Raw genomic sequence first — 23228 nt, 5'->3', positions numbered from 1 at the left:
CGCCGGTCCCTGCCCGTCCGCGCCCCGGTGCACTGCCCCGCCGGGCGGGTGACGTCCGCGCCCCGACGCCCCCGCGGCGCGCATCCGTGCCACGCTTGAGCCACACGGGGAGGTGTCGATGTCGTCGAGCGCTCTGCTCGCGTCGCAGGTCCTCCTGTACGCCACGTTCCCCTTCGTCTTCGCGTTCTTCGCGCGCCCCGCCCGCCTCGTCCTGTTCTACGTGTACATCGCCGTGGTGCTCGTGCTCGGGGGGTTCTTCGGGGCGGTCTACGCCATCGACGTGCGTGAGGGCGTGACGCTGAGCGCGGGCAGCGTGCTCTACGGCGCGCTGATGCTCACGGTGTTCATGCTCGTGCTCGTCGGCCGGGACGCCCGCGTGGTCCGCAACGTCATCAAGGTCGTCATCGCGGTCAACGCGTTCAAGCTCGCGACGTTCGCGCTCGCCGGCGCCGCGCTGCGCAGCCGTGAGGCGGCCAACCCGTTCGGCACTGCGCCCGAGGTCTTCTCGGTGTCGATCCAGCTCGTGCTCGTCGGCGGGCTGCTGATCGTCTCGGAGCTGGTCCTGCTCGTCGTGCTGTTCGAGGCGGCGAAGACGCGCGTGCACGGCCTGGCCCGGCTCGCCGCGCTGTACGTGGTGCTGTTCGTGGGGGTGCTGTGCCTCGACGGCGTGCTGTTCCCGGTGCTCGCGTGGCCCACGTCGCCGGTGCTCGGGACGCTGATCGCGACCGGCGTGCAGGCGAAGCTCGCGCTCGCGCTCGCGTACACGGTGCCGCTCGTGCTGTTCGTCGTGACGTTCCGGCGTCGCCTCGCCGAGGGCCGGGAGGAGCCGCTGCGCCTGCAGGAGCTGTTCTTCGCACCGAAGCAGGACCTCGTCGACGAGGTCGAGCGGCAGCAGCACGCGCTCGAGGCGGGTGCGGAGCGCTACCGGCAGCTCGTCGAGTCGAGCGCCGACGCGATCGTGGGCGCCTCGCTCGACGGCACGATCGTGAGCTGGAACCGGGCGGCGGCGCGGCTCTACGACCGGTCGCGGGACGAGGCGGTCGGGCAGGGCATCGAGCTGCTGCTCGCGGGCGTCGACGGCGCGGTGTGCCCGGACGTGCTCGCGACCGTCGGTGCGGGGGAGCGGATCAGCGACGTCGAGTCGACGGTCCGGCGCCGCGACGGCTCGACGGGCCACGTCGCGCTCTCGGTGTCCCCGGTGCTCGACGCGGGACGCCCCGTCGGGATCTCGGTGATCGGCCGGGACACGACCGAGCGGCACGAGATGCAGCGGGCCCTCGAGCACCAGGCCCGGCACGACGGGCTCACGGGCCTGCCGAACCGGGCGGTCCTGATGAGCCGGGTCGAGCGCGCGCTCGCGTCGACGGGGAGCGCGCACCCGGTCGCCGTGATGTTCCTCGACCTCGACCAGTTCAAGGTCGTCAACGACGGCTCGGGGCACCTCGCGGGCGACCGGCTGCTCGTGCTCGTCGCGGAGCGGCTGCAGGCGGCGGTGCGTCCCGGCGACCTCGTCGCACGGTTCGGCGGGGACGAGTTCGTGGTGCTGTGCGAGGACACCGACGCGGCGACGGCCACGGGCCTCGCGGCGAAGCTGCTGCGCGCGCTCGACAGCCCGATCGTGCTCGACGGCCAGCGCGTCTACGTGTCGGCGTCGCTGGGGGTCGCGGCCGGGCCCGGGGACGCCGAGACGCTGCTGCGGCACGCGGACGCCGCGATGTACGCGGCAAAAGCGCGCGGCCGGGGCCGGGTCCAGCTGTTCGACGCGAGCATGGCGACGGCGGTCGAGGGGCGCCTCGCGCTCGGGGCGGACCTGCGCGAGGCCCTCGCGCGCGACGAGCTCGAGCTGCACTACCAGCCGATCATCGCGCTCCGCACGGGCCGGCTCGTGTCGGTCGAGGCGCTCGCGCGGTGGCGGCACCCGGTGCGCGGCTGGATCCCGCCCGAGCAGTTCGTCCCGGTGGCCGAGGAGGGCGGGTTCGTCGGCGACCTCACCCGGTGGGCGCTGCGGCGCGCGTGCCTCGACGGCGCGCGGGCGTTCGACGCGGGGGTCCTGCCGCCGCGGGGCCGGGTCGCGGTCAACCTCTCGGCGCACGACGCGGGCGACCCCGCCCTCGTGGACCTCGTGCGCGACTGCGTCGAGCAGTCCGGCCTGACGTACCCGCGCCTCGTGCTCGAGGTCACCGAGAGCGCCCTCATGGCGGACAGCGCACGCTCGATCGAGGTGCTGCGCGCGCTGCGCGACCTCGGGGTCACGATCGCGCTCGACGACTTCGGGACGGGTTACTCCTCGCTCGCCTACCTGCGGCGCTTCCCGGTCGGCAAGGTCAAGATCGACCGGAGCTTCACGCGCGGGATCGCCGAGACCGCCGACGACCGGGCCATCGTCGCGTCGGTCGTGCGTCTCGCGAAGGCCATGGGGATGGCGACGGTCGCGGAGGGCGTCGAGACGCGCGAGCAGGTCGACGTGCTGCTCGACATGGGCTGCGACTCCGGGCAGGGGTTCTGGTGGAGCCGTGCGATGCCGATCGAGGAGCTGCTGCGGGCCCCGTCGGCGGCGAGCGAGCAGCCGTTCCCGGTCGCGGTGCCGGTCCCGGCCGTTCCGAGCGGGTCCGCACCGGCCTGAGCCGCCCGGCTCCGGACCGGCCGGCGGCTCGCGACCGCCCGGCGGCTCGCGACTGCCCGGCCGCTCGCGACCGCCCGGCGGCTCCCTGCCGCCCGGCTCAGCCCACCGTCTCGCGCCGCAGCGCCAGGATCGTCAGGTCGTCGGGCCGGTCGTTCGCGCCGAGCGCCCAGAGCACCTGCGCGACGGCCTCGTGCGCGGACGGCGCACCGCGGACCGCCCGCTCGACGACGGCGAGCGACTCGAGCGTCCCGCCGGGCGTGTCGAGCGCGTCGAGCACGCCGTCGCTCAGGGTCAGCACGAGGTCGCCGGGCTCGAGCGCGACCCGCGCCGCGACGCGCTCGACGCCGGGGACGGCCCCGAGCGGCGGGCCCTGCGACGCGAGCCGCTCGGTCGTGCCGTCGGCGCGCAGCAGCAGCGTGAGCCCGTGGCCGGCGTCGGAGTACGTCAGCACGTGGGCCGCGGGGTCGATCTTCCCGTGGAACGCCGTCACGAAGCTGCCGGTCCGCAGGAGGTCGGCCTCGAGCGCGGCCTCGGCGTCGGCGAGCGACGCGGCGACGTCCCCGCGCCGCGCCGAGCTGCGCAGGACCGCGCGCACGGTCGCCGCGATGATCGCCGCACCGCCGCCCTTGCCCATGACGTCCGCGAGCGTCAGCGCGACGCCGTCGGCCACGGGGTGCCAGTCGTAGAAGTCCCCGCCGACGGCGCGCGCGGGCAGGCAGCGCCCGGAGACCTCGTAGCCGGGGAGGTCGGGCATGCTGCGCGGCAGGAGCCCGGCCTGGACCTGGGACGCACGCTCGAGCTCCTCGGTGACGAGCAGCTCCTTCTCGACCCACAGCGCGAGGTCGCGCAGGAGCCGGGCGTCGTCGTCGGTGAACGTGCGGGGCGTGGAGTCGGCGAGGCACAGCGTCCCGACGCGGTACCCGGCCTGGCCGTGCAGCGGCTGACCCGCGAAGAACCGGATGCCCATCGGGCCCGTGACGTACGGGTTGTCGCGGTACCGGGGGTCGAGGCTCGCGTCCTCGACGACGAGGAGCTCGGGGTGCTCGATCGCGAGCGCGGACAGCGAGGCCTCGCGCGGGTGCTCGCGGTCCGCGATGCCGACGCCGGCCTTGTGGAAGACGCGGTCGCGGTCGACGAGGGCGACGGCGACCTTCTCGACGCCGAACAGGTTCTGCGCGAGGCGCACGACGCGCTCGAACCGCTCCTCGCGCGGGGTGTCGAGCACGCCGAGCCGGCGCACGACGTCGACGCGGGTGTCCTCCGCCTCCTGCGCGCGTGTCACGGTCATGACCCGACGGTAAGCCGGGATCGGCCCGCGGGTAAGCGGGGCGGGCGGCGGGCGGCCGGCGCGACCGGGACACCACAGGGCGAACCGGGACGAACGGCCCGGGTGAGAATGCCGACATCGCGGTAGCGCGTACGACGAACCGGGACGGACGCGCGGGCGGCGGCCGTCCCGCAGGGCCGGCTCACCAGCTCCAGCCGCGTGCCGCGAGCTCGACCTCCTCGCGGAACCGCTCCTGCGGGTCGCCCTGGGCGCGCTGCAGGACCTCGACGCCGGCGAGCCGGCAGGCCTCCGCGAGCAGCTGGTCGTACGCGAGCTGGGTCGCGATGACGCGCTCGGCGAGGGCGAACGTCCGGGGCTCGCCCTCGAGCGCGCGCGCGTGGTCCGCGACGACGCCGAGCCGGGTCTGCAGGCGCAGCGCGACGAACGGGTCGGGCGGCCCCGGCTGCTGCCGGCGCAGGCGGTCGGCGACGCGCTCGAGCGACCGCGCGAGGCGCACGCGCCAGGGGGCGGGCTCGTCGGGCGTCGGGAACAGCGCCATGAGGGCTCCGAAGAGCACGGCGGGGCCGAGGAAGATCACCAGCAACGACCAGATCATCGTCGGCCCCCGTCCCTGCGCCTGACGTCAGGCTAGGCGCATGATGTGACGTGCGCCACAGCAATTCGGGGGGCCCGGACGACGGGTCGACGAGCGCCGCCGCGGGCTCCGCTCGGGGTGGGACCAGGGGCGCCCAGGGGCCTGACCAGGGGGTTCCCCCATCGCCGCGCCCGTCGCGCCGGGCCACGATGGGAGACGGCAACCGTCCGACCCAGCGAAGGACCCGCATGAGCAGCACCGCCAGCCCGACGACCCCCGCCACCACGACGAGCACCCCGGCGCCCCCGTCGGCGATCGCGTACGCCCGCGAGCTCCGCAAGACCTACGGCGACGGCGACACCGCGGTGCACGCGCTCGCGGGGGTCGACGTCGAGTTCCGGCGCGGCGAGCTCACCGCGATCATGGGCCCCTCGGGCTCGGGCAAGTCGACGCTCATGCACTGCATGGCGGGCCTCGACCGGCCGACGTCGGGCACGGTCGTCGTCGACGGCGACGAGGTCAGCCGGATGAACGAGCGCCGGCTCACGAAGCTGCGCCGCACGCGCTCGGGTTCGTGTTCCAGGCGTTCAACCTCGTGCCGACCCTCACCGCGCTCGAGAACATCACGCTGCCGCTCGACATCGCGCGGCGCCCCGTCGACCGCGCGCACCTCGACGCCGTCGTCGCCGCGGTCGGCCTCCAGGACCGCCTGCACCACAAGCCGAGCGAGCTCTCGGGCGGCCAGCAGCAGCGCGTCGCGTGCGCGCGGGCGCTCGTGTCGAGGCCCGCGGTCGTGTTCGCCGACGAGCCGACCGGCAACCTCGACTCCGCGTCGTCCGCCGAGGTCCTCGGCTTCCTGCGCCGCTCCGTCACCGAGCTCGGCCAGACCATCGTCATGGTCACGCACGACCCGACCGCCGCGTCCTACGCGCACCGCGTGCTGTTCCTCGCGGACGGCCTGCTCGTCGGCGAGCTGCTCGACCCGACCCCCGCGTCGGTGCTCGACGCGCTCGCCGCCGCCGCGCAGTCCGCCGCGGACCGGTCGGCAGTGTCCCGGTCCACAGCCGCGCAGCACACCGCCGCGCAGCACACGGCCGCCCAGCACAGCGCCGCCCGGTCCGGGCGATGAGGCGGGTCGCCCTGCGGGGCATCCGCGCGCACCTCGTGCGCTTCGTGCTCTCGGTGCTCGCCGTCGCGCTCGGCGTCGCGTTCGTCGCGGGCACGTTCTCGCTCCGCACGATGCTGTCGTCGACGTTCACCGGCATCGTCGAGAGCACGACGACCGCCGACGCCTACGTGCAGGGGACGCAGACCGTCGGCGGCTCGCAGCCGGGCGGGGACTCCGGCCTCAACCCCGTGCCGCTCGCGCTGGCCGGGACGCTCGCAGAGGTCGAGGGCGTCGACCACGTGATCCCGGCGCTGCAGGGCCCGATCGTCCTCGTCGGGGCCGACGGCACCGCGGTGCAGAGCACCCAGGCGCCGTCCTTCGCGTTCGCCTACGACCCGCGCGACGACACCCTCGAGCTCACCGCCGGACGCGCGCCGGAGGGCGAGGGCGAGATCGCGGTCGAGTCCGCGACGCTCGAGAGCTCGGGGCTCGCGCTCGGGGACTCCACGACCGTCGTGCTCGGCGACGACCTCCGGGCCGTCGAGATCGTCGGCGAGGCCACCGGGGGCACGCCGTTCGCGGGTGCCACGATCGTGCTGCTCGACGCGGAGGTGGCGACCGCCGCGTACGCGCCCGACGGGCTCGTGCCGCTGCACGCCGTGCACGCCGAGGACGGCGTGAGCGAGGCGCAGCTCGTCGAGCGGGTCGAGGCCGCGCTCGCGGACGTCCCCGAGGGGGCGCAGGCGGCGGCGGTGACCGGCGACTCGCTGCGCGCGGACACCCGCGCCGAGATCGACGGCCAGCTCGGCTTCGTGACGACGTTCCTGCTCGTCTTCGCCGGCATCTCGCTGTTCGTCGGCGGCTTCATCATCGCCAACACGTTCGCGATGTCGGTCCGCCAACGGATGCGCGAGTTCGCCCTGCTGCGCGCGGTCGGCGCCTCGCCCGCGCAGGTGTTCGCGTCGATCCTCGTGCAGGCCGCGGCGGTCGGCGTGCTCGGCTCGGCGCTCGGCGTCGCGGGCGGCGTCGGCCTCGTCCAGGTGCTCAAGGTCGTGTTCGAGCGGATGGGCATGGCGCTGTCCGGCGAGATCCCGCTCGACGGGTTCACGGTCGCCGTCTCGATCCTCGTCGGGACCGTCGTGAGCGTGCTCGCCGCGGCGCTCCCGGCCCGGCGCGCGGCCCTCGTGCCGCCCGTCGAGGCGATGCGCGACGACGTCGCGGTGCCCGAGCGCTCGCTGCGCGTGCGGGCCGCCCTCGGGTCGCTCGCGGTCCTCGCCGGGGTCGCGGCCGTCGTGTCGTCGGTCCGGTCGCCGGACGGCGACGACGCGGGGACGGTGCTCGGCATCGGGGCGGCGGCGGTCGTCGTCGGCACGCTCCTGCTCTCGCCCGTCATCGCGCGCTCGTCGATCGGCGTGCTCGCGCTGCCGCTCGTCGCGGCTGTCCGCCCGCTCGGCCGGCTCGCGCGCGGCAACGTGGTGCGCAACCCGCGCCGCACCGCGAACACCGCCGGTGCGCTGATGATCGGCATGGCGCTCGTCGGCGCGTCCGCGGTCCTCGCGGCCTCGGCCCAGGCGTCGACCAGCGCGATCGTCGAGGCCGAGGCGAACGCCGACCTGATCCTCCAGTCCGCGGGGTCGAGCTCGATCCCCGCGGGTGCGGTCGACGACGTGGCGGCGGTGCCCGGCGTCGACGCGGTCGACCCGTTCCTCGCCGGGTCGGTCCTCGTCGCACCGGCCGGACGGACCCCGGGACCCGAGGACGCCGGGCTCGTCGCGGGCATCGAGCCCGGCGCCGTGGGGCGCAGCCTCGACATCGAGGAGATCGACGGCTCGTTCGGCGACGCGCTCGCGGCGGGACGGCTCGCCGTGCAGGAGTCGGCCGCCGACGACGCGGGCTGGGCCGTCGGCGACGAGCTCACGGTCGTCGGCGTGGGCGGGACGCGCACCGTGGAGATCGGCGCCGTGATCGACTCGCGGGCGATCGGCACCTCGGTCGTGCTGCCGGCCGACTTGTTCCGCGCGCTCGTCCCGGAGCAGCAGACCTTCCTGTCGACCGCGTTCGTCACGTTCGACGAGGGCACCGACGCCGGCGACGTCCGGGACGGCGTGACCGAGGCGGTCCAGCCGTACGTCGTGGTCGCGGTGCTCGACTCCGAGGAGTACGTCTCGCAGATCGCCGCGCAGATCGACCAGGTGCTCGTGATCCTCTACGCGCTGCTCGGGCTCTCGGTCGTGATCGCGGTGCTCGGCATCGTCAACACGCTCGCGCTCTCGGTCATCGAGCGGACGCGGGAGATCGGGCTGCTGCGCGCGGTGGGGCTCGGCCGGTTCCAGCTCGCGGGGACCGTGACGATCGAGTCGGTGCTGACCGCGGTGTTCGGCACGGTCGTCGGGCTCGGCGTCGGGGTCGCGCTCGCGTCGGCGATGCCCGCGGTGTTCGCCGACGAGGGGCTCGGGACGCTCGTCGTCCCGTGGGGGAGCCTCGCGGCGATGCTCGCGCTGGCCGTCGTCGTCGGGGTGCTCGCCGCCGTGTGGCCCGGTGCGCGCGCGGCGCGGCTGCCCGTGCTCCAGGCGATCAGCTACGAGTGACCGCGCGCTCCGGGACGGCCCCCGCACAGGTCGGGGTGCCGTCCCGCAGCGCGCGGCGGCCCGACGTGGGACCCTTCAGCGTGACCTCTCGCGTGCTCGCCCTGTGACCACCGCCCGCCGACGCCCGCGCGTCCTGCTCGTCGAGGACGACCCGGGCGACGTGCTGATGATCCAGGAGGCGTACGCCGACCTGGGTCGCAGCGGTGACCTCATGGTCGTGAACGACGGCATCGACGCGCTCGAGCACGTGCGCCGCGAGGGGACCTTCGCGGACGCGCCCCGCCCGGACCTCATCCTGCTCGACCTCAACCTGCCGCGGATGAGCGGCCGCGAGGTGCTGCACGCGCTCAAGACGGACCCGGACCTGAGCCACATCCCGGTCGTCGTCCTCACGACGTCGTCCGGCGAGGAGGACATCGTCAGCGCGTACACCGGTCACGCGAGCTCGTACGTGACCAAGCCCGTGGACTTCGAGCAGTTCGTCGCGGCGATCCACAAGATCGACCGGTTCTACTCCGAGGTCGCCCGGCTGCCCGACCACGCTGCGTAGCGCGCGCGAGCACGCGGCACAGCGCGGCCGACCACGCGGCGTGGCGCGCCCGGCGCGGGTGCCGGCGAGGTCGCGGTCGCCGGTGGTGCTCAGCCCTCCGCGGCGCGGTCGGGCTCGGCGAGCCGGCCCAGCACCTCGGAGACCGTGCCCTGCTCCTCGGCGAGCGTGCGGCTGATCGTCTGGTTGATCGACTCGCGGGCCTCAGTGGCGGCGAGGGCGTCCGCGTGCGCGGTCGTGAGCCGGGCCACCTCGAGGCACAGGCGCACCGTCTGGGCGACCTGCTGCGCGAACGCGTCACCGCGCACGAGCACGTCGGCGTCCCAGGGGTCGAGCTCCTCGGAGTAGAGGTTCACGGACAGCTCGACGCCCTCCGCGACGTGCGCGGGGATCCCGGCGGCAGAGCGGAAGCCGTTGTCGAGCGCGACCCGGCGCCACGACGCCCAGCGGGTGTCCTCGAGGACGTCCGGGACGAGCACGACCTGGAGCAGGTCCATCGCCGTGACGCACGGCCCCGCTCCGGTGTCGTACTCGGTCTGGTCGCACAGGCCCGCACGGGCGGTGCTCGTCGCGACGAGGCGGTCGTGCCCGCGGTGGCGCACCGAGATGCTGATCTCGGTGCCCGCGAGGAGCTGCGTCCCGGCGCGCGACGCCAGGTCGTCGAGGTGGTCGCGGACCGTGCGGGCCTCGAGCACGAACGTCTCGAGCTGCTCGTCGGGCGGGAGGTCGGGGAGCCCGTCGTCGGGTCCGGCGGCGTGCTCGGGTGTGCGGGCGTCCTGCGGCCGGCCGGGGTGGTCCTGCGTCATCGTGCGCTCCGCTCTCGTCGCGATCGCAGCGACGACGACGCACTCTAACCGCGGGACCGCCCCGCGCGGGTACGCACCGTCACGGACGGGCGAACCGGCACGGACCGACCCACGCGAGGCACGGACCGGCGCCGACCGAGCCGGGCGGGCACGCACCGGCACGGCCCCGGCTACACGAGCCGGCGCGACCCCGGCCGGACGACCCGCAGCCACCGGTACCCGTACCCCGGCAGCGCGATCTCGACACTGCCGTCCTCGCCGCACGGGGTCGTCATGTCGTCCTCCAGCAGGTCGACGAACCGCACGTCCCCGTCGAGGTCCGGCAGGTGCAGCGGCACCGTGACGGGCTCGGCGGCGAGGTTGTGCACGGCGACGAGCGAGCCGTCGCCCCACGAGCTGCGGTGCGCGAGCACGTGGGCGTGCGGCTGGTCGAGCACGTCCACCGTGGCCCAGCCGAGCTCGGGGCACTCGCGGTACCGGCGCACGAGCAGGCCCATGAACGTGAGCATCGAGTCGGGGTCGCGCCGCTGGTCGGCCACGTTGACGTGCTCGGGGGCGAACCCGCCCTCGACGACGGGTGCGGTGAGCCGCGACGCCGGGGCGGTCGAGAACCCGCCGTTCGGTCCGGCGTTCCACTGCATCGGGGTCCGCACCGCGAGCCGGCCCTCGACCGCCAGGTTCTCGCCCATGCCGATCTCCTCGCCGTAGAACAGCGTCGGCGTGCCGGGCAGCGAGAACAGCAGCGAGTAGACCATCCGGACGCGCCGGGGGTCGCCGTCGAGCATCGGGGGGAGCCGGCGGCGCAGGCCGCGACCGAAGACCTGCATGTCCTCGTCGGGCCCGAACGCCGCGAACACCTCGGCGCGCTCGTCGTCGGTCAGCTTGTCGAGCGTGAGCTCGTCGTGGTTGCGCACGAACGTCGCCCACTGCGCGTCGCGTGGCAGCGGGGGCCGCGCCTTCAACGCGTTCACGATCGGCGCCGCGTCGCCCCGGGCGAGCGCGAGGTACATCGCCTGCATGCCCGGGAAGTCGAAGATCATCGTCAGCTCGTCGCCGTTGCTGCCGCCGAGGAACTCGACCGCCTGCTCGTAGGGCAGGTTGACCTCCCCGAGCAGGATCGCGTCCCCGGAGCGGCGGTTCATGAACGAGCGCAGCGAGCGCAGGTACTCGTGCGGGTCGACGAGGTCGTCGCGCGGGTTCGCGCCGGCGCCGTCGAGCAGGAACGGCACCGCGTCGACCCGGAAGCCGGAGAGCCCGAGCTCCATCCAGAAGCCCATGACCTTCGCGATCTCGTCGCGCACCTGGGGGTTGGCGACGTTGAGGTCGGGCTGGTGCTTGTAGAACCGGTGCAGGTACCACTCGCCGGTCTTCTCGTCGAGCTCCCAGATGCTGTCCTCCTTGTCCGGGAAGACGACGTCCTTCTTGGTGTCCTTCGGTGGCGGGTCGGAGCGCCAGACGTAGTAGTCGCGGTACGGGTCGTCCTTGCTCGACCGTGCCGCCTTGAACCACGGGTGCTTGTCCGACGTGTGGTTGACGACGAGGTCCGCGATGACGCGCATCCCGCGGTCCCGCGCGGTGCGGATGATCTCCACGACGTCGCCGTGGGTGCCCAGGCGCGGGTCGACGCCGTAGAAGTCGGTGATGTCGTAGCCGTCGTCGCGGTCGGCCGTCGGGTAGAACGGCATGAGCCACAGGCACGTCACGCCGAGGTCGGCGAGGTGGTCGATGCGCTGCGCGAGGCCCGCGAAGTCACCTGTGCCGTCGCCGTCCCAGTCCATGAACTTCTGGATGTCGAGGCAGTAGACGACCGCGTTCTTCCACCACAGGTCCGAGGTGTCGGTGATCCTCATGCGTGGCCGACCTCCGCCTCGGGGCCGGGCTGCTGGTGCTCGGGGGCGTAGAGGTGCGGGTCGTGGGGGTCGGCCGCGGCGTGGCGGGGCGCGGGGGTGGTGGACGTGGCGGTGCCCGACGACGCGGCGCCCGACGACGCGGCGCCCGTGGCGGTCGCGGCCGTGCCCGCGAGCTGCGGGACGACGCGCTCGCCGAACACGTCGACGAACTCCTCGAGCTCCTGGCCCACGTGGTGCAGGTACACCTGGTCGAAGCCGACGTCGACGAGCTCGCCGATCTGGTCGACGAGGCGCGAGACGTCCGCCGAGACGAGCACGGTGCCGCGGACCTGCTCGGGCGGGACGTCGGCCGCGACGACGTCGAAGTGCTGCGGCGTCGCGAGGTCCCAGCACACCGGCGGGTCGTAGATGTTGGTGCGCCACTGGTCGTGCGCGATCGCGAGCGCCTGCTCCTCGGTGTGCGCCCAGGACAGGTGCACCTGCAGCGCGAGGTCGCCGCGCCCGCCCGCGCCGCGGTACTCGGCGACGATCTCGCGGAGCTTCTCGACGGGCTGGTTGGTCGTGATGAGGCCGTCGGCCCAGTCGGCGTGCGCGCGGGCGGTCGCCGACGTGACCGCGGGGCCGATGAGCTTCGGCGGGGTGTCCGGGAGCGTCCAGACGCGCGCCTCGTCGACCGTCACGAGGCCGCGGTGCGTGACCGTCTCGCCCGCGTGCAGCGCGCGGATGATGTCGACGCACTCGCGCAGGCGCGCGTCCCGCTCGGCCTTGGGCGGCCACGGGTCGCCGGTGATGTGCTCGTTGGCGTTCTCGCCCGAGCCCAGCGCGACCCAGAACCGCCCGGGGAACATCGCCGCGAGCGTCGCCGACGCCTGCGCGACGATCACGGGGTGGTAGCGCTGCCCGGGCGCGTTGACGCAGCCCATCGGCAGGTCGGTCGTGGCGAGCGCGGCACCGAGCCACGACCACGCGAAGCCCGACTGGCCCTGGCGCTCGCTCCAGGGGGCGAGGTGGTCCGAGCACATCGCGGCGCCGAAGCCCGCGGCCTGCGCCTGCTGGACCGCGCGCAGCAGCGCGGTGGGGTGGACCTGCTCGTGCGAGGCATGGAGTCCGACGACAGTCATGCCGCCCATTCCTACCGGGCAAGGCCCGCGGGCGCGCGGTGAGCCACGGTCGGGCGACGGGGGCCGCGGACGGCGGTGCGGGCAACGCCGCAGGTCAGGGCTCGATCGGCGGCGCGGTCGCCCGGAGGCCGGCCGGAGGGGCGGGCGGGACGGCGGTCAGCGCAGGCTGACGCGGAACCAGACGGTCTTGCCGCGGCGGGCGTCGACGTCGACCCCCCAGTCCTCGGCGAGGCGCTCGACGAGCTCCATCCCGCGCCCGCCGAGGTCGCTCGGCCGCGCCTTGCGCACGACGGGTCGCACGGTGCTGTCGTCGGTCACGCGGACGGTGACCGCGCCGTCCGCGCAGCGCAGCGAGATCGCGATCGCGTCGGCCACGGCGCCGTACTTCACGGCGTTCGTGACGACCTCGCTCACGAGCAGCTCGACGGTCCGGGCCGCGGACGCCCGCGCGCCGTGCTCGCGCACGAACCCGACGGCCCAGTGCCGGGTCTCGCGCGCGGCGGCGGGCACCGCGGCGACGCGCAGTCGGGCGCTGGCGCCCTTCGCGCCCCCGGCGGCCGGCGCCATCACGGGGCCACCTCGCGGGGGCGGGCCGGGTCGGCCGGTGCGGCCGGGTCGGACGGCGCGCCGGGGTCGGCCGGTGCTGCGGCGTCGGGCTCGGTGTCCGGGTCGGCGGGTGCCGCCGGGTCGGCCGGCAGCCCCGGGGGGACGACGACCGGGCCGGCCTCGGGCGGACGGGGGCGGTCCTGAGGGTGCAGCCGCACCGCCACGAGCGCGACGTCGTCCTGCGGGCGCTGCGGCAGGAGCTCCTCGAGCAGCGCGTCGCAGACCGCCTCGAGGTCCAGGTCCGCGAGGCGGGCGAGCGTCGCGCGCAGCCGGGCGATCCCGAGCTCGGCGGGCTGGTCGCGGCGCTCGACGAGGCCGTCGGTGTAGAGCAGCAGCGTCGTGCCGGGCTCGAGCTCGACGACCGACTCGGTGCGGGTCGTGCCCGGGAGCACCCCGAGCAGCAGGTCGGAGCCCGTCCCGACGAGCGGGTGCACCGTGCCCTCGGGGGAGATCCGCATCGGCGGCGGGTGCCCGGCGTTCGACCAGCGCAGCGTCCGGACCCCGGCGGCGAGCTGCTCGGGGGTCTGCTCGATGCGCGCCGCGACCGCCGTCGCGATGGCGTCGGTGCGCAGGGTCGCGAGCGCCGCGTCCACCTCGGTGAGCACGTGCGCGGGACCGGCGCCGGTCGTGACCGCGATCCCGCGTAGCAGCGAGCGGATCTGGCCCATCGACGCCGCCGCCGAGACGTCGTGCCCGACGACGTCCCCGATCACCACGACCGTCGCGCCGCCGCGCTGCAGGAACGCGTCGTACCAGTCGCCGCCGACCTGGGCCGCCTCGGCCGCGGGCACGTACCGGACGGCGACCTGCACGTGGTCCGGCTCGACGGGGGCGGTGAGCAGCGAGCGCTGGAGCACCTCGGCGAGCGTGCGCTGCTGGTGGTAGAGCCGCATGGTGTCGAGCGCGAGCCCGGCGCGCGCACCGACGTCCTGCGCGAGCGCGAGGTCGTCGGCGCTGATGGGCCCGCGCCCGGCGCCGTTGAACAGCGTGACGAGCCCGACCGTGCGCCCGCGGCCGCGCAGCGCGAACATCACGCCCGACTCCGGCGCGAGCACGTCGATCAGGTCGCGCGCCTCGCCGGGGCGCAGGTTCGCCCGGATCATCTCGGTCGCGCCCGACGTCGCGCTGACCACCTGCCCCGACTCGAGCGCCCGCTGGAGCGCCAGGGTGTCCTCGAGCTGGGCGAGGCGCAGGTCGACGTAGCGCTCGAGCACGGGGCGCGCGGCGGGGTCGGCGTGCGCGCAGCCGGCGTCCTTGAGCCCGCGCCACGTGCCGTGGTGGTCGTGGTCGACGAGCGTCACGACGCACCAGTCCCCGAGCGCGGGCACCAGGAGCTCCGCGAGGCGCGTGACGCCCTGCTCCGCCTCGAGCGTCTCGGCGAGCTGCGACGTCACGCTCGCGAGCAGCGCCGCGCGGCGCGTCTCCCGGGCGGCGACCGCCATGGTCCGGCGCCGGTTCGTCACGTCCTCGAAGTAGACCGCGAGCCCGTCGGACCCCGGCCAGGCCTGCACCTCGTAGGTCGCGTCGAGGGGCGGGGGGTAGTACGCCTCGAACGCCACGGGCTGACCGGTCGCCACGGCTGCACGGTAGTGCGTCTCGAACGCGGAGCCGACGGCGTCCGGGAACAGCTCCCAGAGGTCGCCGCCGCGCAGGTCGACGCCCGTGCGGGTGAGCAGCGTCTCCGCGGCAGCGTTGGCGTAGGTGAAGCGCCACGCGCGGTCGAGCGAGAAGAACGCCGTGGGCATCGCGTCGAGCAGCGCCGAGGTGCGCAGCCCGTCGCGGCGCGTGGCGTCGAACGCGATCCCCAGCACGCGCGACGCACGGCCGGATGCGTCGCGCTCGAGCGTCGCGCGGACCTGGAGCCACCGCGGCACACCGGGGTCGAGCGCGTCGGGGCCGACGGGACCGTCCGGGCCGGGGCCGTCCGGCGCGAGCCGCACGTCGACGTCCACGTCCGTCCCGTCCGCGGGCAGGAGGGCCCGCAGGAGGCGCGTGCGGTCGTCGGGGTGCACCCGGCGGAGCGCGGCGCGGGGGTCGACGTCGGCCTCGGCGAGGGGCGGGCGTTCGGCCGACGCGTCGACGAGGCCGAGCAGCCGGGCGAGGCTCGCGTCGAGCACCACGCGGCCGGTCGCGACGTCCCACGTGAAGGCGCCGAGCCGCGCCGCGCGGACGGCCTCGGGCGTCGTCGTCGTCGCCCCGTCCGGCCCGGCACCCGGGGGCGCGGGGTCGAGAGTCTCGGCGACCACGGCCCTCCCTCCGACGGACGAGCCCGGCATCGGGCGAGCGCGCGCCATCGTATCCGCCGTCGTAGGGCGGATCGGGAGGTATCGCGGGTGATCGTCGAGAGGTCAGGCGCCGGGCCGCTCGTCCCCACGGGACAGGCGCCGGGCCGCTCGTCCCCACGGGACAGGGGCCGGGGCCGCGCCCACTCGCGCCGGGGGGCGTGCCGCGGTCGGCCGGTCGTCGGACGCCGCGCGCCTGCACGTCGGCATCGCCGCGGGGGACGGTGCGCGGGGTCCCCCGCGCCTGCACCGCCCTGGGCGCACCCGGGCGGCCGGACCCCGCCCGAGCGTCCGGTCAGTCCTGGTCGTCGAGGTCGTCCGGCCCCGCGGACGGCGGCGCGTCGACGACGACCGCGTGCCCGCCGGCGTCGGTCAGGTGGGTCCGGTCGTCGGGGTCGACGTTGACGCAGATCAGGCCGCCGCCCCGGTGCTCGAGGCGGGCACCGGCGTCGTCGAGCACCGCCGCGACCCGGCGGCTCGCGATGCGGGCCGCGCCGAGGTCGACGATCACGAGCGACGCCGACGCCGACAGCGGCCCGAGGACGTCCGCGAGCCGCACGGCGTCCTCGCGCCCCAACGCACCCGTCGGGCGCAGCGTCGCCGTGAGCCAGTCGCCCGCGTCGAGCGGCTCGGCGGGCGGGCACCCGGCAGCACGGTGGTCGAGCAGGGTCGTGGTCATGGTGGTCGGCCTCCCGGCGGACCGGCGCGGCGCCGGCCCTGTCCGTCACCCACTCTCGCCGAGGCTCCTGAACGTCAGGTGAACGTCAGGCAGGAACCCGGTGGGGACGGGGTGCGGGTCGGGTGCCGTGCGCCGCGGACGACACCCGCGCACCGGACCGGTGCGCACAGCGCGGTCGACGAGCGCGGCCGGCGCGTCGCGGCGCGGACCGGCGCAGGAGCCGGAACGCCCGGCCGGGCGGCGGTGGTCCGCGGTCAGGCGGCGACGGCGCGCACGCGTCGCGCCGGCATCCCGACGCGCGTCACGAGGAGCAGGACCGCCGAGACCAGGATCGTCGCCGTCATGACGACGGCCATGCGCAGCGCGGTCGGCTGCCCGCCGAGGCTCGTCAGCGGCGCGATCACGGCGCCGAGCCCGAACTGCAGGGCCCCCAGCAGCGCCGCGGCCGTCCCCGCGCGCTGCGGGTTCGCCGCGAGCGCGATCGCCGGGGCCGACGGCATCACGAAGCCCGCGGTCGTCAGCACCAGCACGAGCAGGGTCGTCACGGGCCAGAACCCGCCGCCCGCGGCCGTCACGACCAGCAGCGCCGCGACGAGCACCACGCCCGCGGCGACGGCCCACGCGAGGATGCGCTCCGGCTCGAACCGGCCGACGAGCGCGCCGTACACCTGCGAGCCCGCGGTGATGCCGGCCGCGCCCGCCGCGAAAACCCACCCGAACTCCTGCGCGGAGAGGCTGTAGCCGTCCTGGAACACGAACGTCGCCGCCGAGACGTACGTGAACATCGCGCCCATGTACGTCGCGGACAGGAACGCGAGCCCGAGGAACGTCCGGCTCGTGAGCAGCACGCGGTAGGAGCCGAGCGCGGCGCGCGTGCCGCCCGTGCGCCGCTTCTCGACCGGCAGCGACTCGCGCAGCGCCACCGACGCGATGACGAGCAGCACGAGCCCGACGACCGCGAGGAACCCGAACACGAGCCGCCACGACCCGAAGCGCAGGAGCTGCGCGCCGATCGTGGGGGCGAGCACCGGGGCGACGCCGACGACGAGCATCAGGCGCGCCATCATCTTGGAGACCGCGACGCCCTCGAACCGGTCGCGGATCGTCGCCATCGACAGCACCATCCCGGCCGCCGCCGCGAAGCCCTGGACGACGCGCAGCACCGTGAGCATCGCGATCGAGTCGACGAGCACGATCGCCGCCGACACGACGACGTAGAGCGCGAGCGCCCCCAGCAGCGGCCGCCGCCGCCCGTACGCGTCCGAGAGCGACCCGATGAAGAGCTGCCCGAGCGCGAGCCCGGCGAGCGACGCGGTGAGGGTGAGCTGCACGGCCGCGGTCGAGGCCCCGAGGTCGGCGCCGATCTCGGGGAACGCCGCGAGGTAGGTGTCGAACGTGAGCGGGCCGATCGCGGTCAGCGCCGAGAGCAGCAGCACGAGGCCGACGCCGAGTCGGGTGCGCGCGGGGACCGGCGACGCGGTGGCCGTGGGGCTGGGGCTCGTGGGGGTGCTCGTGGGGCTCGTGCTGGTGGGGGTCGCGCCCGGACCGTCGGTCACGGTGGGCGCACTAGTCGCTGGTGGCATGACTGGCGCAACACCGGCACGGCGCTGCCTCTTCCGCGGTGTCCGGTCCGCGAGAAGACTCGCGCGATGACCCTGTTCGCGGACCCGCCGCCGTTCGCCGCGTGGCAGCACCGCACGGCGCGTCACGGCTTCGAGGTCGTGCACGTCACGGCGCACGACGGCGGGTGGCGGATCACGTCGTGCACGACCGCGGTCGAGGACGGCGAGCCCTGGGTCGTCGACGCGGTGATCGACGTCGACGCCACGTGGACGACGCGGCAGGCGCGGGTCCGAGGGCTGTCGCCGGCCGGGGAGCGCACGGTCGTGCTCGACGCCGACGGGTCGGGCGGCTGGCGCGTCGACGGCGAGCCCGACCCGCGGCTCGACGGCTGCCTCGACGTCGACCTCGAGTCCTCCGCGGTCACCAACGCGCTGCCCGTGCACCGGATGCGCCTCGCGGTCGGCGAGGGCGGGCCGGCGCCGGCCGCCTACGTCCGGGCGGTCGGGCTCGGCGTCGAGCGCCTCGAGCAGACGTACACGCGCGTCCCGCACGACGGCCCGGGGCGGCGGTTCGCGTACACGGCGCCGGCGTTCGACACCGCGTGCGACCTCGAGGTCGACGCTGCCGGGCTCGTGCTCGAGTACCCCGGGATCGCGGTGCGCCGGTACTGACCGGAGCGGCGCGCGCTCCCGGGACGGCCCCGTGACTGCGCGACCAGGCGTCGGCGACGGGGCGGACACGTGATCGCGGCCGCCCGACGGCGCTACCGTCGGGCGGTCGACCCGGAAGGACCCCCGTGACCGCACCGCCCGACGCGCCCGTCCCGCACGGACCGCTCGACCCGCGCGTGTCCTCCCCCGCCGAGGCCGAGCGTTCCCGCGGCGACGTCGTGCGCGTGCTGCGCGCCGCCGGGTGCGTGTTCGCCGAGGACGAGGCCGACCTGCTGCTCGCGGAGGCCCGCACCCCCGCCGAGCTGACGGACCTGGTGGCGCGCCGGGTCGGCGGGCTGCCGCTCGAGCAGGTGCTCGGGTGGGCGGCGTTCGCGGGGCTGCGCGTCGTCGTGGAGCCCGGGGTGTTCGTGCCGCGGCGGCGGTCCGAGCTGCTCGTGCGGGAGGCGGTGCGCCTGCTGGGGAGGGAGGCAGCCGTGCGTCGGACCCCCGTCGTGGTCGACCTGTGCTGCGGGACGGGTGCGGTCGGCGTCGCGGTGCTCGCGCGCGTCGCCGGGGTGGAGCTGCACGCCGCCGACCTCGACCCCGCGGCGGTCCGCTGCGCGCGGCGCAACGTCGAGCCCGTCGGCGGGCACGTGCACGAGGGCGACCTCGACGCGCCCCTGCCGCGCGCGCTGCTCGGCCGGGTCGACGTCCTCGTCGCGAACGCCCCCTACGTGCCGACCGACGAGATCGCCTTCATGCCGCCCGAGGCCCGCGACCACGAGGCGCCGGTCGCGCTCGACGGGGGTGCCGACGGCGTCGACGTGCACCGCCGCCTCGCCGCGGTCGCCCCGCGGTGGCTCACGCCCGGCGGGCAGCTGCTGATCGAGACGAGCGAGCGCCAGGCGCCGCTGACTGCCGAGGCGATGGCCCGCGCCGGCCTGGTGCCGGTCGTCGTGCACGACGACGACGTGGACGGCACGGTCGTCGTCGGCTCGCGCCCGGCCGTCCGCTGACGGGCCTGCGCTGCGTCAGGCCCTCGCGGCAGCCCGGTCACTCGCGCCGCGGGACGACCCGGTGCGAGACGAGCGCGGCGGCCAGGGCGACCGCCGCCGCGAGCGCGAACCCCGCGGCGAACGCCCGCAGCGCCGTCGGCCCGCCGAGCGCGGTGAGCAGCGCCCCGCTCAGCGCGAGGACCAGCGCGATGCTCACCGAGTCCATGATCTGCAGCGCCGAGCTGTTCGCGCCCTGGCTCTCGGGCGGCGACAGGCGCAGGGTCAGCAGCGACGTCGTCGGGAACGCGAGACCCATGCCGAGCCCCGCGACGGTCCAGCCGACGTAGGCGACCGCGACCGGCACGGCGGGCGCCACGACGAGCGCGACGACGGCGATCCCGGCCACCATGCCCGCGGCCCCGACGCGCAGCCACCGGACGTCCGACCACCCGCCGAACCCTCGGCCGCGCAGCCACGACCCGGTCGACCAGCTGACCGCCGCGCACGTGAGCACCGCGCCCGCCGCCGACGGGCCGAGGTCGCGGTGCGTCTGGAGCAGGAGCGGCATGAAGACCTCGGCCGCGGTGAACGCCGCGCTGAGCAGCCCGCGCAGCGCGATGACCGTGGGCAGCCCGCGGGCGGCCCGGAGCGTCCCGGTCGGGAGCATGCGCGGCAGCGTCAGCGCGACCGCCGCGCCACCGGCGACCGTCCACCCGAGCGCCTCGGCGCCCCGCTGCTGGCCGGCGTGGTGCAGCGCGAGGACCCCGACGGCGGCGACGACCGAGAGCGCGACGAGCCGGGTCGACGCGCGGGCGTCGGACCCGCGGTCCCCGGACGGACCCGTCGCCGGGGCGTCGTCGGAGGTGGCGCTCGCGGACGTCCCGCTCGCGGAGGTGCCGCTCGCGGAGGTGCCGCTCGCGGGCGCGCCGGCCCCGGAGGAGGTGCTGCCGCCCGGGTCGGGGCGCGCCGGCGGACCCTGGCGGATGGCCGTGAGCGAGGGCCACAGGGCGAGCACCGCGGGGACCGCGAGCAGCGGCACGCCGAGGAACACCCACCGCCACCCGACCTGCTCGACGATCACCCCGGCGAGGAACGGCCCGATCAGCCCGGGGACGACCCACGCGGCAGCGAACGCCGCGAACACGCGCGGGCGCGTCGCCTCGGGGTAGACGCGGGCGACGACGACGTAGAGCACGACGCTGTACAGCCCGGACCCGACGCCCTGGACCACGCGCCCCGTGACGAGCACGGGCATGCTCCCCGCGAGCCCGGCCACGACGAGCCCGGCCAGAAACAGCGCGACGCCGGTGAGCAGCGGCGCGACCGGCGACCGGCGGTCCGACCACAGACCCGCGACGGTGAGCCCGACGACGCCCGCCGCGACCGGCCCGGCGAAGGCGGTCGCGTACAGCTCGAACCCGCCGAGGTCGGCGACGACGGTCGGCATCGCCGTCGAGACCGCGAGCGCCTCGAACGCGCCCAGCGCGATGAGCGCGAGCATCCCCAGGGTCGTCGCGCGCAGGCCGGGCGCGAAGGGGCTCGTGCTGGGGGGAGGTGCCCCGGCGGTCGCCTCCGTGGTGGACGTCTCTGGGTCGGTCACGTGCTCCCCGCCGTCTCGTCGTCCCGACTGCGCTGCGTGCGGTCGGTCGGCTCCACTGTGCCGGGTGCCGCCGACATGCCGCCACCGCGTTTCCTCAGGCCACGCGCGCGTCGCCCGCCCCCAGACCGGCCGTCGGGCGGGTCCCGGTGTCGCCCGGTAAGTGGCTGCGGCGCCCGACGGCGGGCTGACACACTGTCCGCACACGCCCCCGCCAGGAAGGTCCCCACCGTGCTCGTCTTCACCGTCCTCGGAGCGCTCGGGCTCGTGCTCCTCGTGGTCTCGCTGGTCTTCGGCGAGATGTTCGACGAGGTCGGGTTCGGCGAGGGCGGGCTGTCCGGCTCGGCCATCGGCATCGGCGCCGTGGTGTTCGGGGCGTCGGGCGTGATCGCGGTCGCGAACGACCTCGGCACCGGGTGGGCCTACGTCATCGCCGTGGCGCTCGCGGCGGTCGCGGCCCTCGTCTCGCAGCGGGTCATCACGGCCCTGGCCGCGAGCGACGACGCCCCGCCGCCCCCGCTCGACGGTGCGTACGGCGTGACGACGGCGACGACCGGCCCCCACGGCGGGGAGGTCCGGCTCGAGGGCGTGCGCGACCTCGAGAACCGCCTCGCGTGGGCGGACGACACCATCGAGCCCGGGGCGCGCGTCGTCGTCGTGGCCGTCTCCGGCTCCCGGGTGCAGGTGACCCGCGCGTGAGCCGGACCGCCTGACGGGCACCGCCTGAGCCGCGCCGCCTGAACCGGACCACCCGAGCCGCACCACCGGAGGCCGGACCACTCGGGCCGGCGCCGAGCCGGCCCGCACCGCCCGCCCCACCGACACCGCAGTCCGAGCACACCGACGAAAGGAGCCCCGGGGACCGGGGACCACCATGGACCAGCTTCTCGACGGGGGTGCCGTAGTCGCTGCGGTCGCCGCCCTGATCATCGCGTTCGTCGCCCTGATCGCCCTCATCACCAAGCGCATCCGCCGCGTGCCCCCGAACGAGGCGCTCATCATCGTCGGGCGCGGGGCCGGCAAGAACGCCGTCGCGACCGACTCGGGTCAGCGCGTCGTCGTCGGCGGGCGCGTGTTCATCTGGCCTGTGCTGCAGCAGGGCTTCCCGATCTCGCTCGAGCAGCGCCAGATCGGCATCACCGTCGAGGGCGTCGACAAGAACCGCATCAAGCTCGCCATCAAGGCGTCGATCAACTTCAAGGTCCGCGGCGACGAGGAGGGCGTGCGGCGTGCGGCCCAGCGCTTCCTGTCCCAGCAGGCGACGCTCAACGACGTCATCAAGGAGTCCCTCGAGGGCTCGCTGCGCGCCATCATCGGCGACATGACGATCGAGCAGATCATCTCCGACCGGAAGTCGCTCCAGGACGCGGTCGTCGCGTCGACCAAGACGGACCTCGCGGAGCAGGGTCTGCAGGTCGACCTGCTCAACATCTCCGACATCTCGACGCCCGGGTCGGACTACCTGGCGAACCTCGGTCGTGCGGAGGCCGCGCGTGCGCGCCAGGTCGCCGAGGTCAAGGAGGCCGAGGCGCAGCAGGTCTCCGAGTTCGCCAAGATCCAGGCGATGGAGCAGATCGCGGCCCGTCAGCGCGACCTGTCGCTCAAGCAGGCCGGGATCAAGGCCGAGACCGACCGCGCGAACGCCGAGGCCGACGCCGCGGGCCAGCTCGCCCGCGCCGAGCAGGACCGCCTGGTCGCCGCGCTGCAGCGCGAGGCGCTCTCCGAGCAGGCCCGCGTGACCGAGGAGCAGCTCGACATCGACGTCCGCAAGCCGGCCGAGGCCGCCGCGTACGCCGCCGTCCAGCAGGCCAACGCCAACCGTGACGCCACGAACGCCGCGACCGAGGCCGACGCGTTCAAGCGCATGCGCATCGCCGAGGCCAACAAGATCGCCGCGGTGCAGGACGCCGAGGCCGCCGCCGAGGCGACGATCCGCGCCGGCAACGCCGACCGCGACCGTCAGCTCGCGCAGGCCAAGGCCATCGAGGCGCTCGGTCTCGCGCGCGCCGAGGCCGCCCGCGCCGAGGGTCTGGCCGCGGCCGACGCGACCAAGGCGCAGGCCGAGGCGCTCCGCGAGCAGGGTGCCGCCGTCCTCGCGCAGCAGGTCATCGCGCTCATGCCGGAGATCGTCCGCGCCGCCGCCGAGCCCATCTCGGGCATCGACAACCTCACGGTCGTCTCGACGGACGGCGCGTCGTCGCTCACCAAGACGGTCGCGCAGGTGCTCAGCGAGGGCCAGGACGTCATCAAGTCCCTCACGGGTCTGGACGTCGGCGCGCTCGTCAGCGGCCAGGCGGCGAGCGCCGTCTCGGGCGCACACCGGTCGTCGGACGGCGTGCGGTCCTGACGGC

At 75.6% G+C, this 23228-nt stretch carries 17 protein-coding genes and 1 pseudogene; 8 read left to right on the top strand and 10 right to left on the bottom strand.

From position 1 onward, the window contains the following. The first annotated feature begins 118 nt into the window (after positions 1 to 118). Positions 119 to 2623 carry a putative bifunctional diguanylate cyclase/phosphodiesterase gene (locus tag CCE01nite_RS05185; protein WP_052104372.1) on the top strand — a complete coding sequence of 835 codons (2505 nt, stop codon included), beginning with the start codon at positions 119 to 121 and terminating at the stop codon, positions 2621 to 2623. A gap of 97 nt (positions 2624 to 2720) precedes the next feature. Here CCE01nite_RS05185 and CCE01nite_RS05180 read toward each other — a convergent pair whose 3' ends face one another. Both CCE01nite_RS05180 and CCE01nite_RS05175 read right to left on the bottom strand, forming a co-directional pair. Then, entirely contained in the window at positions 2721 to 3911 is a 1191-nt protein-coding gene (locus CCE01nite_RS05180; protein ID WP_034633672.1) for a PP2C family protein-serine/threonine phosphatase, read from the bottom strand. Positions 3912 to 4092: 181 nt separating this feature from the next. Next, positions 4093 to 4506, bottom strand: a complete 414-nt coding sequence (locus CCE01nite_RS05175) for a hypothetical protein (RefSeq protein WP_034633674.1) — start codon at positions 4504 to 4506, stop codon at positions 4093 to 4095. Positions 4507 to 4733: 227 nt separating this feature from the next. Between CCE01nite_RS05175 and CCE01nite_RS05170 the strand changes: the two are divergent. From CCE01nite_RS05170 to CCE01nite_RS05160, 3 genes and pseudogenes are all read left to right on the top strand, one after another. Continuing rightward, a pseudogene (locus CCE01nite_RS05170) lies at positions 4734 to 5614 on the top strand (ABC transporter ATP-binding protein). After that, entirely contained in the window at positions 5611 to 8181 is a 2571-nt protein-coding gene (locus CCE01nite_RS05165; RefSeq protein WP_034633678.1) for an ABC transporter permease, read from the top strand. Before CCE01nite_RS05170 ends, CCE01nite_RS05165 begins: the two are co-directional and overlap by 4 nt. Before the next feature lie 103 nt (positions 8182 to 8284). After that, positions 8285 to 8731 (top strand): response regulator, encoded by a 447-nt coding sequence (locus tag CCE01nite_RS05160; protein WP_034633682.1) that lies wholly within the window; start codon positions 8285 to 8287, stop codon positions 8729 to 8731. Positions 8732 to 8820: 89 nt separating this feature from the next. Here CCE01nite_RS05160 and CCE01nite_RS05155 read toward each other — a convergent pair whose 3' ends face one another. The 7 genes from CCE01nite_RS05155 to CCE01nite_RS05125 all read right to left on the bottom strand — a co-directional run bounded on the left by CCE01nite_RS05155 (position 8821) and on the right by CCE01nite_RS05125 (position 17628). Then, the gene (locus tag CCE01nite_RS05155; protein WP_034633685.1) at positions 8821 to 9534 is read right to left on the bottom strand and encodes a GAF domain-containing protein; all 714 of its coding nucleotides are present in this window, start codon (positions 9532 to 9534) and stop codon (positions 8821 to 8823) included. 170 nt (positions 9535 to 9704) lie between these two features. After that, positions 9705 to 11384, bottom strand: coding sequence for an alpha-amylase family protein (locus CCE01nite_RS05150; RefSeq protein WP_034633689.1), 1680 nt, complete (start codon positions 11382 to 11384; stop codon positions 9705 to 9707). Further along, positions 11381 to 12505, bottom strand: coding sequence for a TIGR03885 family FMN-dependent LLM class oxidoreductase (locus CCE01nite_RS05145; protein ID WP_084142886.1), 1125 nt, complete (start codon positions 12503 to 12505; stop codon positions 11381 to 11383). The genes CCE01nite_RS05150 and CCE01nite_RS05145 overlap by 4 nt, the downstream gene beginning before the upstream one ends. A gap of 156 nt (positions 12506 to 12661) precedes the next feature. Continuing rightward, positions 12662 to 13072 carry an ATP-binding protein gene (locus CCE01nite_RS05140; protein ID WP_246056340.1) on the bottom strand — a complete coding sequence of 137 codons (411 nt, stop codon included), beginning with the start codon at positions 13070 to 13072 and terminating at the stop codon, positions 12662 to 12664. Further along, the gene (locus CCE01nite_RS05135) at positions 13072 to 15357 is read right to left on the bottom strand and encodes a SpoIIE family protein phosphatase (protein WP_141372051.1); all 2286 of its coding nucleotides are present in this window, start codon (positions 15355 to 15357) and stop codon (positions 13072 to 13074) included. Before CCE01nite_RS05135 ends, CCE01nite_RS05140 begins: the two co-directional genes overlap by 1 nt. A 331-nt stretch (positions 15358 to 15688) precedes the next feature. Continuing rightward, positions 15689 to 16072 carry a hypothetical protein gene (locus CCE01nite_RS05130; RefSeq protein WP_034630611.1) on the bottom strand — a complete coding sequence of 128 codons (384 nt, stop codon included), beginning with the start codon at positions 16070 to 16072 and terminating at the stop codon, positions 15689 to 15691. Positions 16073 to 16326: 254 nt separating this feature from the next. Continuing rightward, the gene (locus CCE01nite_RS05125; RefSeq protein ID WP_246056336.1) at positions 16327 to 17628 is read right to left on the bottom strand and encodes a multidrug effflux MFS transporter; all 1302 of its coding nucleotides are present in this window, start codon (positions 17626 to 17628) and stop codon (positions 16327 to 16329) included. Between the two features lie 93 nt (positions 17629 to 17721). On the opposite strand from CCE01nite_RS05125, the gene CCE01nite_RS05120 reads away from it, so the two are divergent. Then, entirely contained in the window at positions 17722 to 18306 is a 585-nt protein-coding gene (locus CCE01nite_RS05120; protein ID WP_034630614.1) for a putative glycolipid-binding domain-containing protein, read from the top strand. Between the two features lie 176 nt (positions 18307 to 18482). Further along, entirely contained in the window at positions 18483 to 19301 is an 819-nt protein-coding gene (locus CCE01nite_RS05115) for a putative protein N(5)-glutamine methyltransferase (RefSeq protein WP_052104184.1), read from the top strand. A 37-nt stretch (positions 19302 to 19338) separates the two neighbouring features. Here the strand turns inward: CCE01nite_RS05115 and CCE01nite_RS05110 are convergent, their stop codons facing one another. After that, positions 19339 to 20880 carry an MFS transporter gene (locus CCE01nite_RS05110; RefSeq protein WP_034630616.1) on the bottom strand — a complete coding sequence of 514 codons (1542 nt, stop codon included), beginning with the start codon at positions 20878 to 20880 and terminating at the stop codon, positions 19339 to 19341. Positions 20881 to 21108: 228 nt separating this feature from the next. On the opposite strand from CCE01nite_RS05110, the gene CCE01nite_RS05105 reads away from it, so the two are divergent. Together CCE01nite_RS05105 and CCE01nite_RS05100 are read left to right on the top strand one after the other, a co-directional pair. Then, on the top strand, positions 21109 to 21576 hold the full coding sequence (locus CCE01nite_RS05105) for an NfeD C-terminal domain-containing protein (protein WP_034630619.1): 468 nt from the start codon (positions 21109 to 21111) through the stop codon (positions 21574 to 21576). A 175-nt stretch (positions 21577 to 21751) separates the two neighbouring features. After that, the gene (locus CCE01nite_RS05100) at positions 21752 to 23224 is read left to right on the top strand and encodes a flotillin family protein (protein WP_034630620.1); all 1473 of its coding nucleotides are present in this window, start codon (positions 21752 to 21754) and stop codon (positions 23222 to 23224) included. Positions 23225 to 23228 lie beyond the last annotated feature (4 nt).

The sequence above is a fragment of the Cellulomonas cellasea genome (assembly GCF_006538745.1).
In the GTDB taxonomy this organism is placed as follows: Bacteria; Actinomycetota; Actinomycetes; order Actinomycetales; family Cellulomonadaceae; genus Cellulomonas_A; species Cellulomonas_A cellasea.
This window is presented reverse-complemented; position numbering and strand designations above follow the sequence as displayed.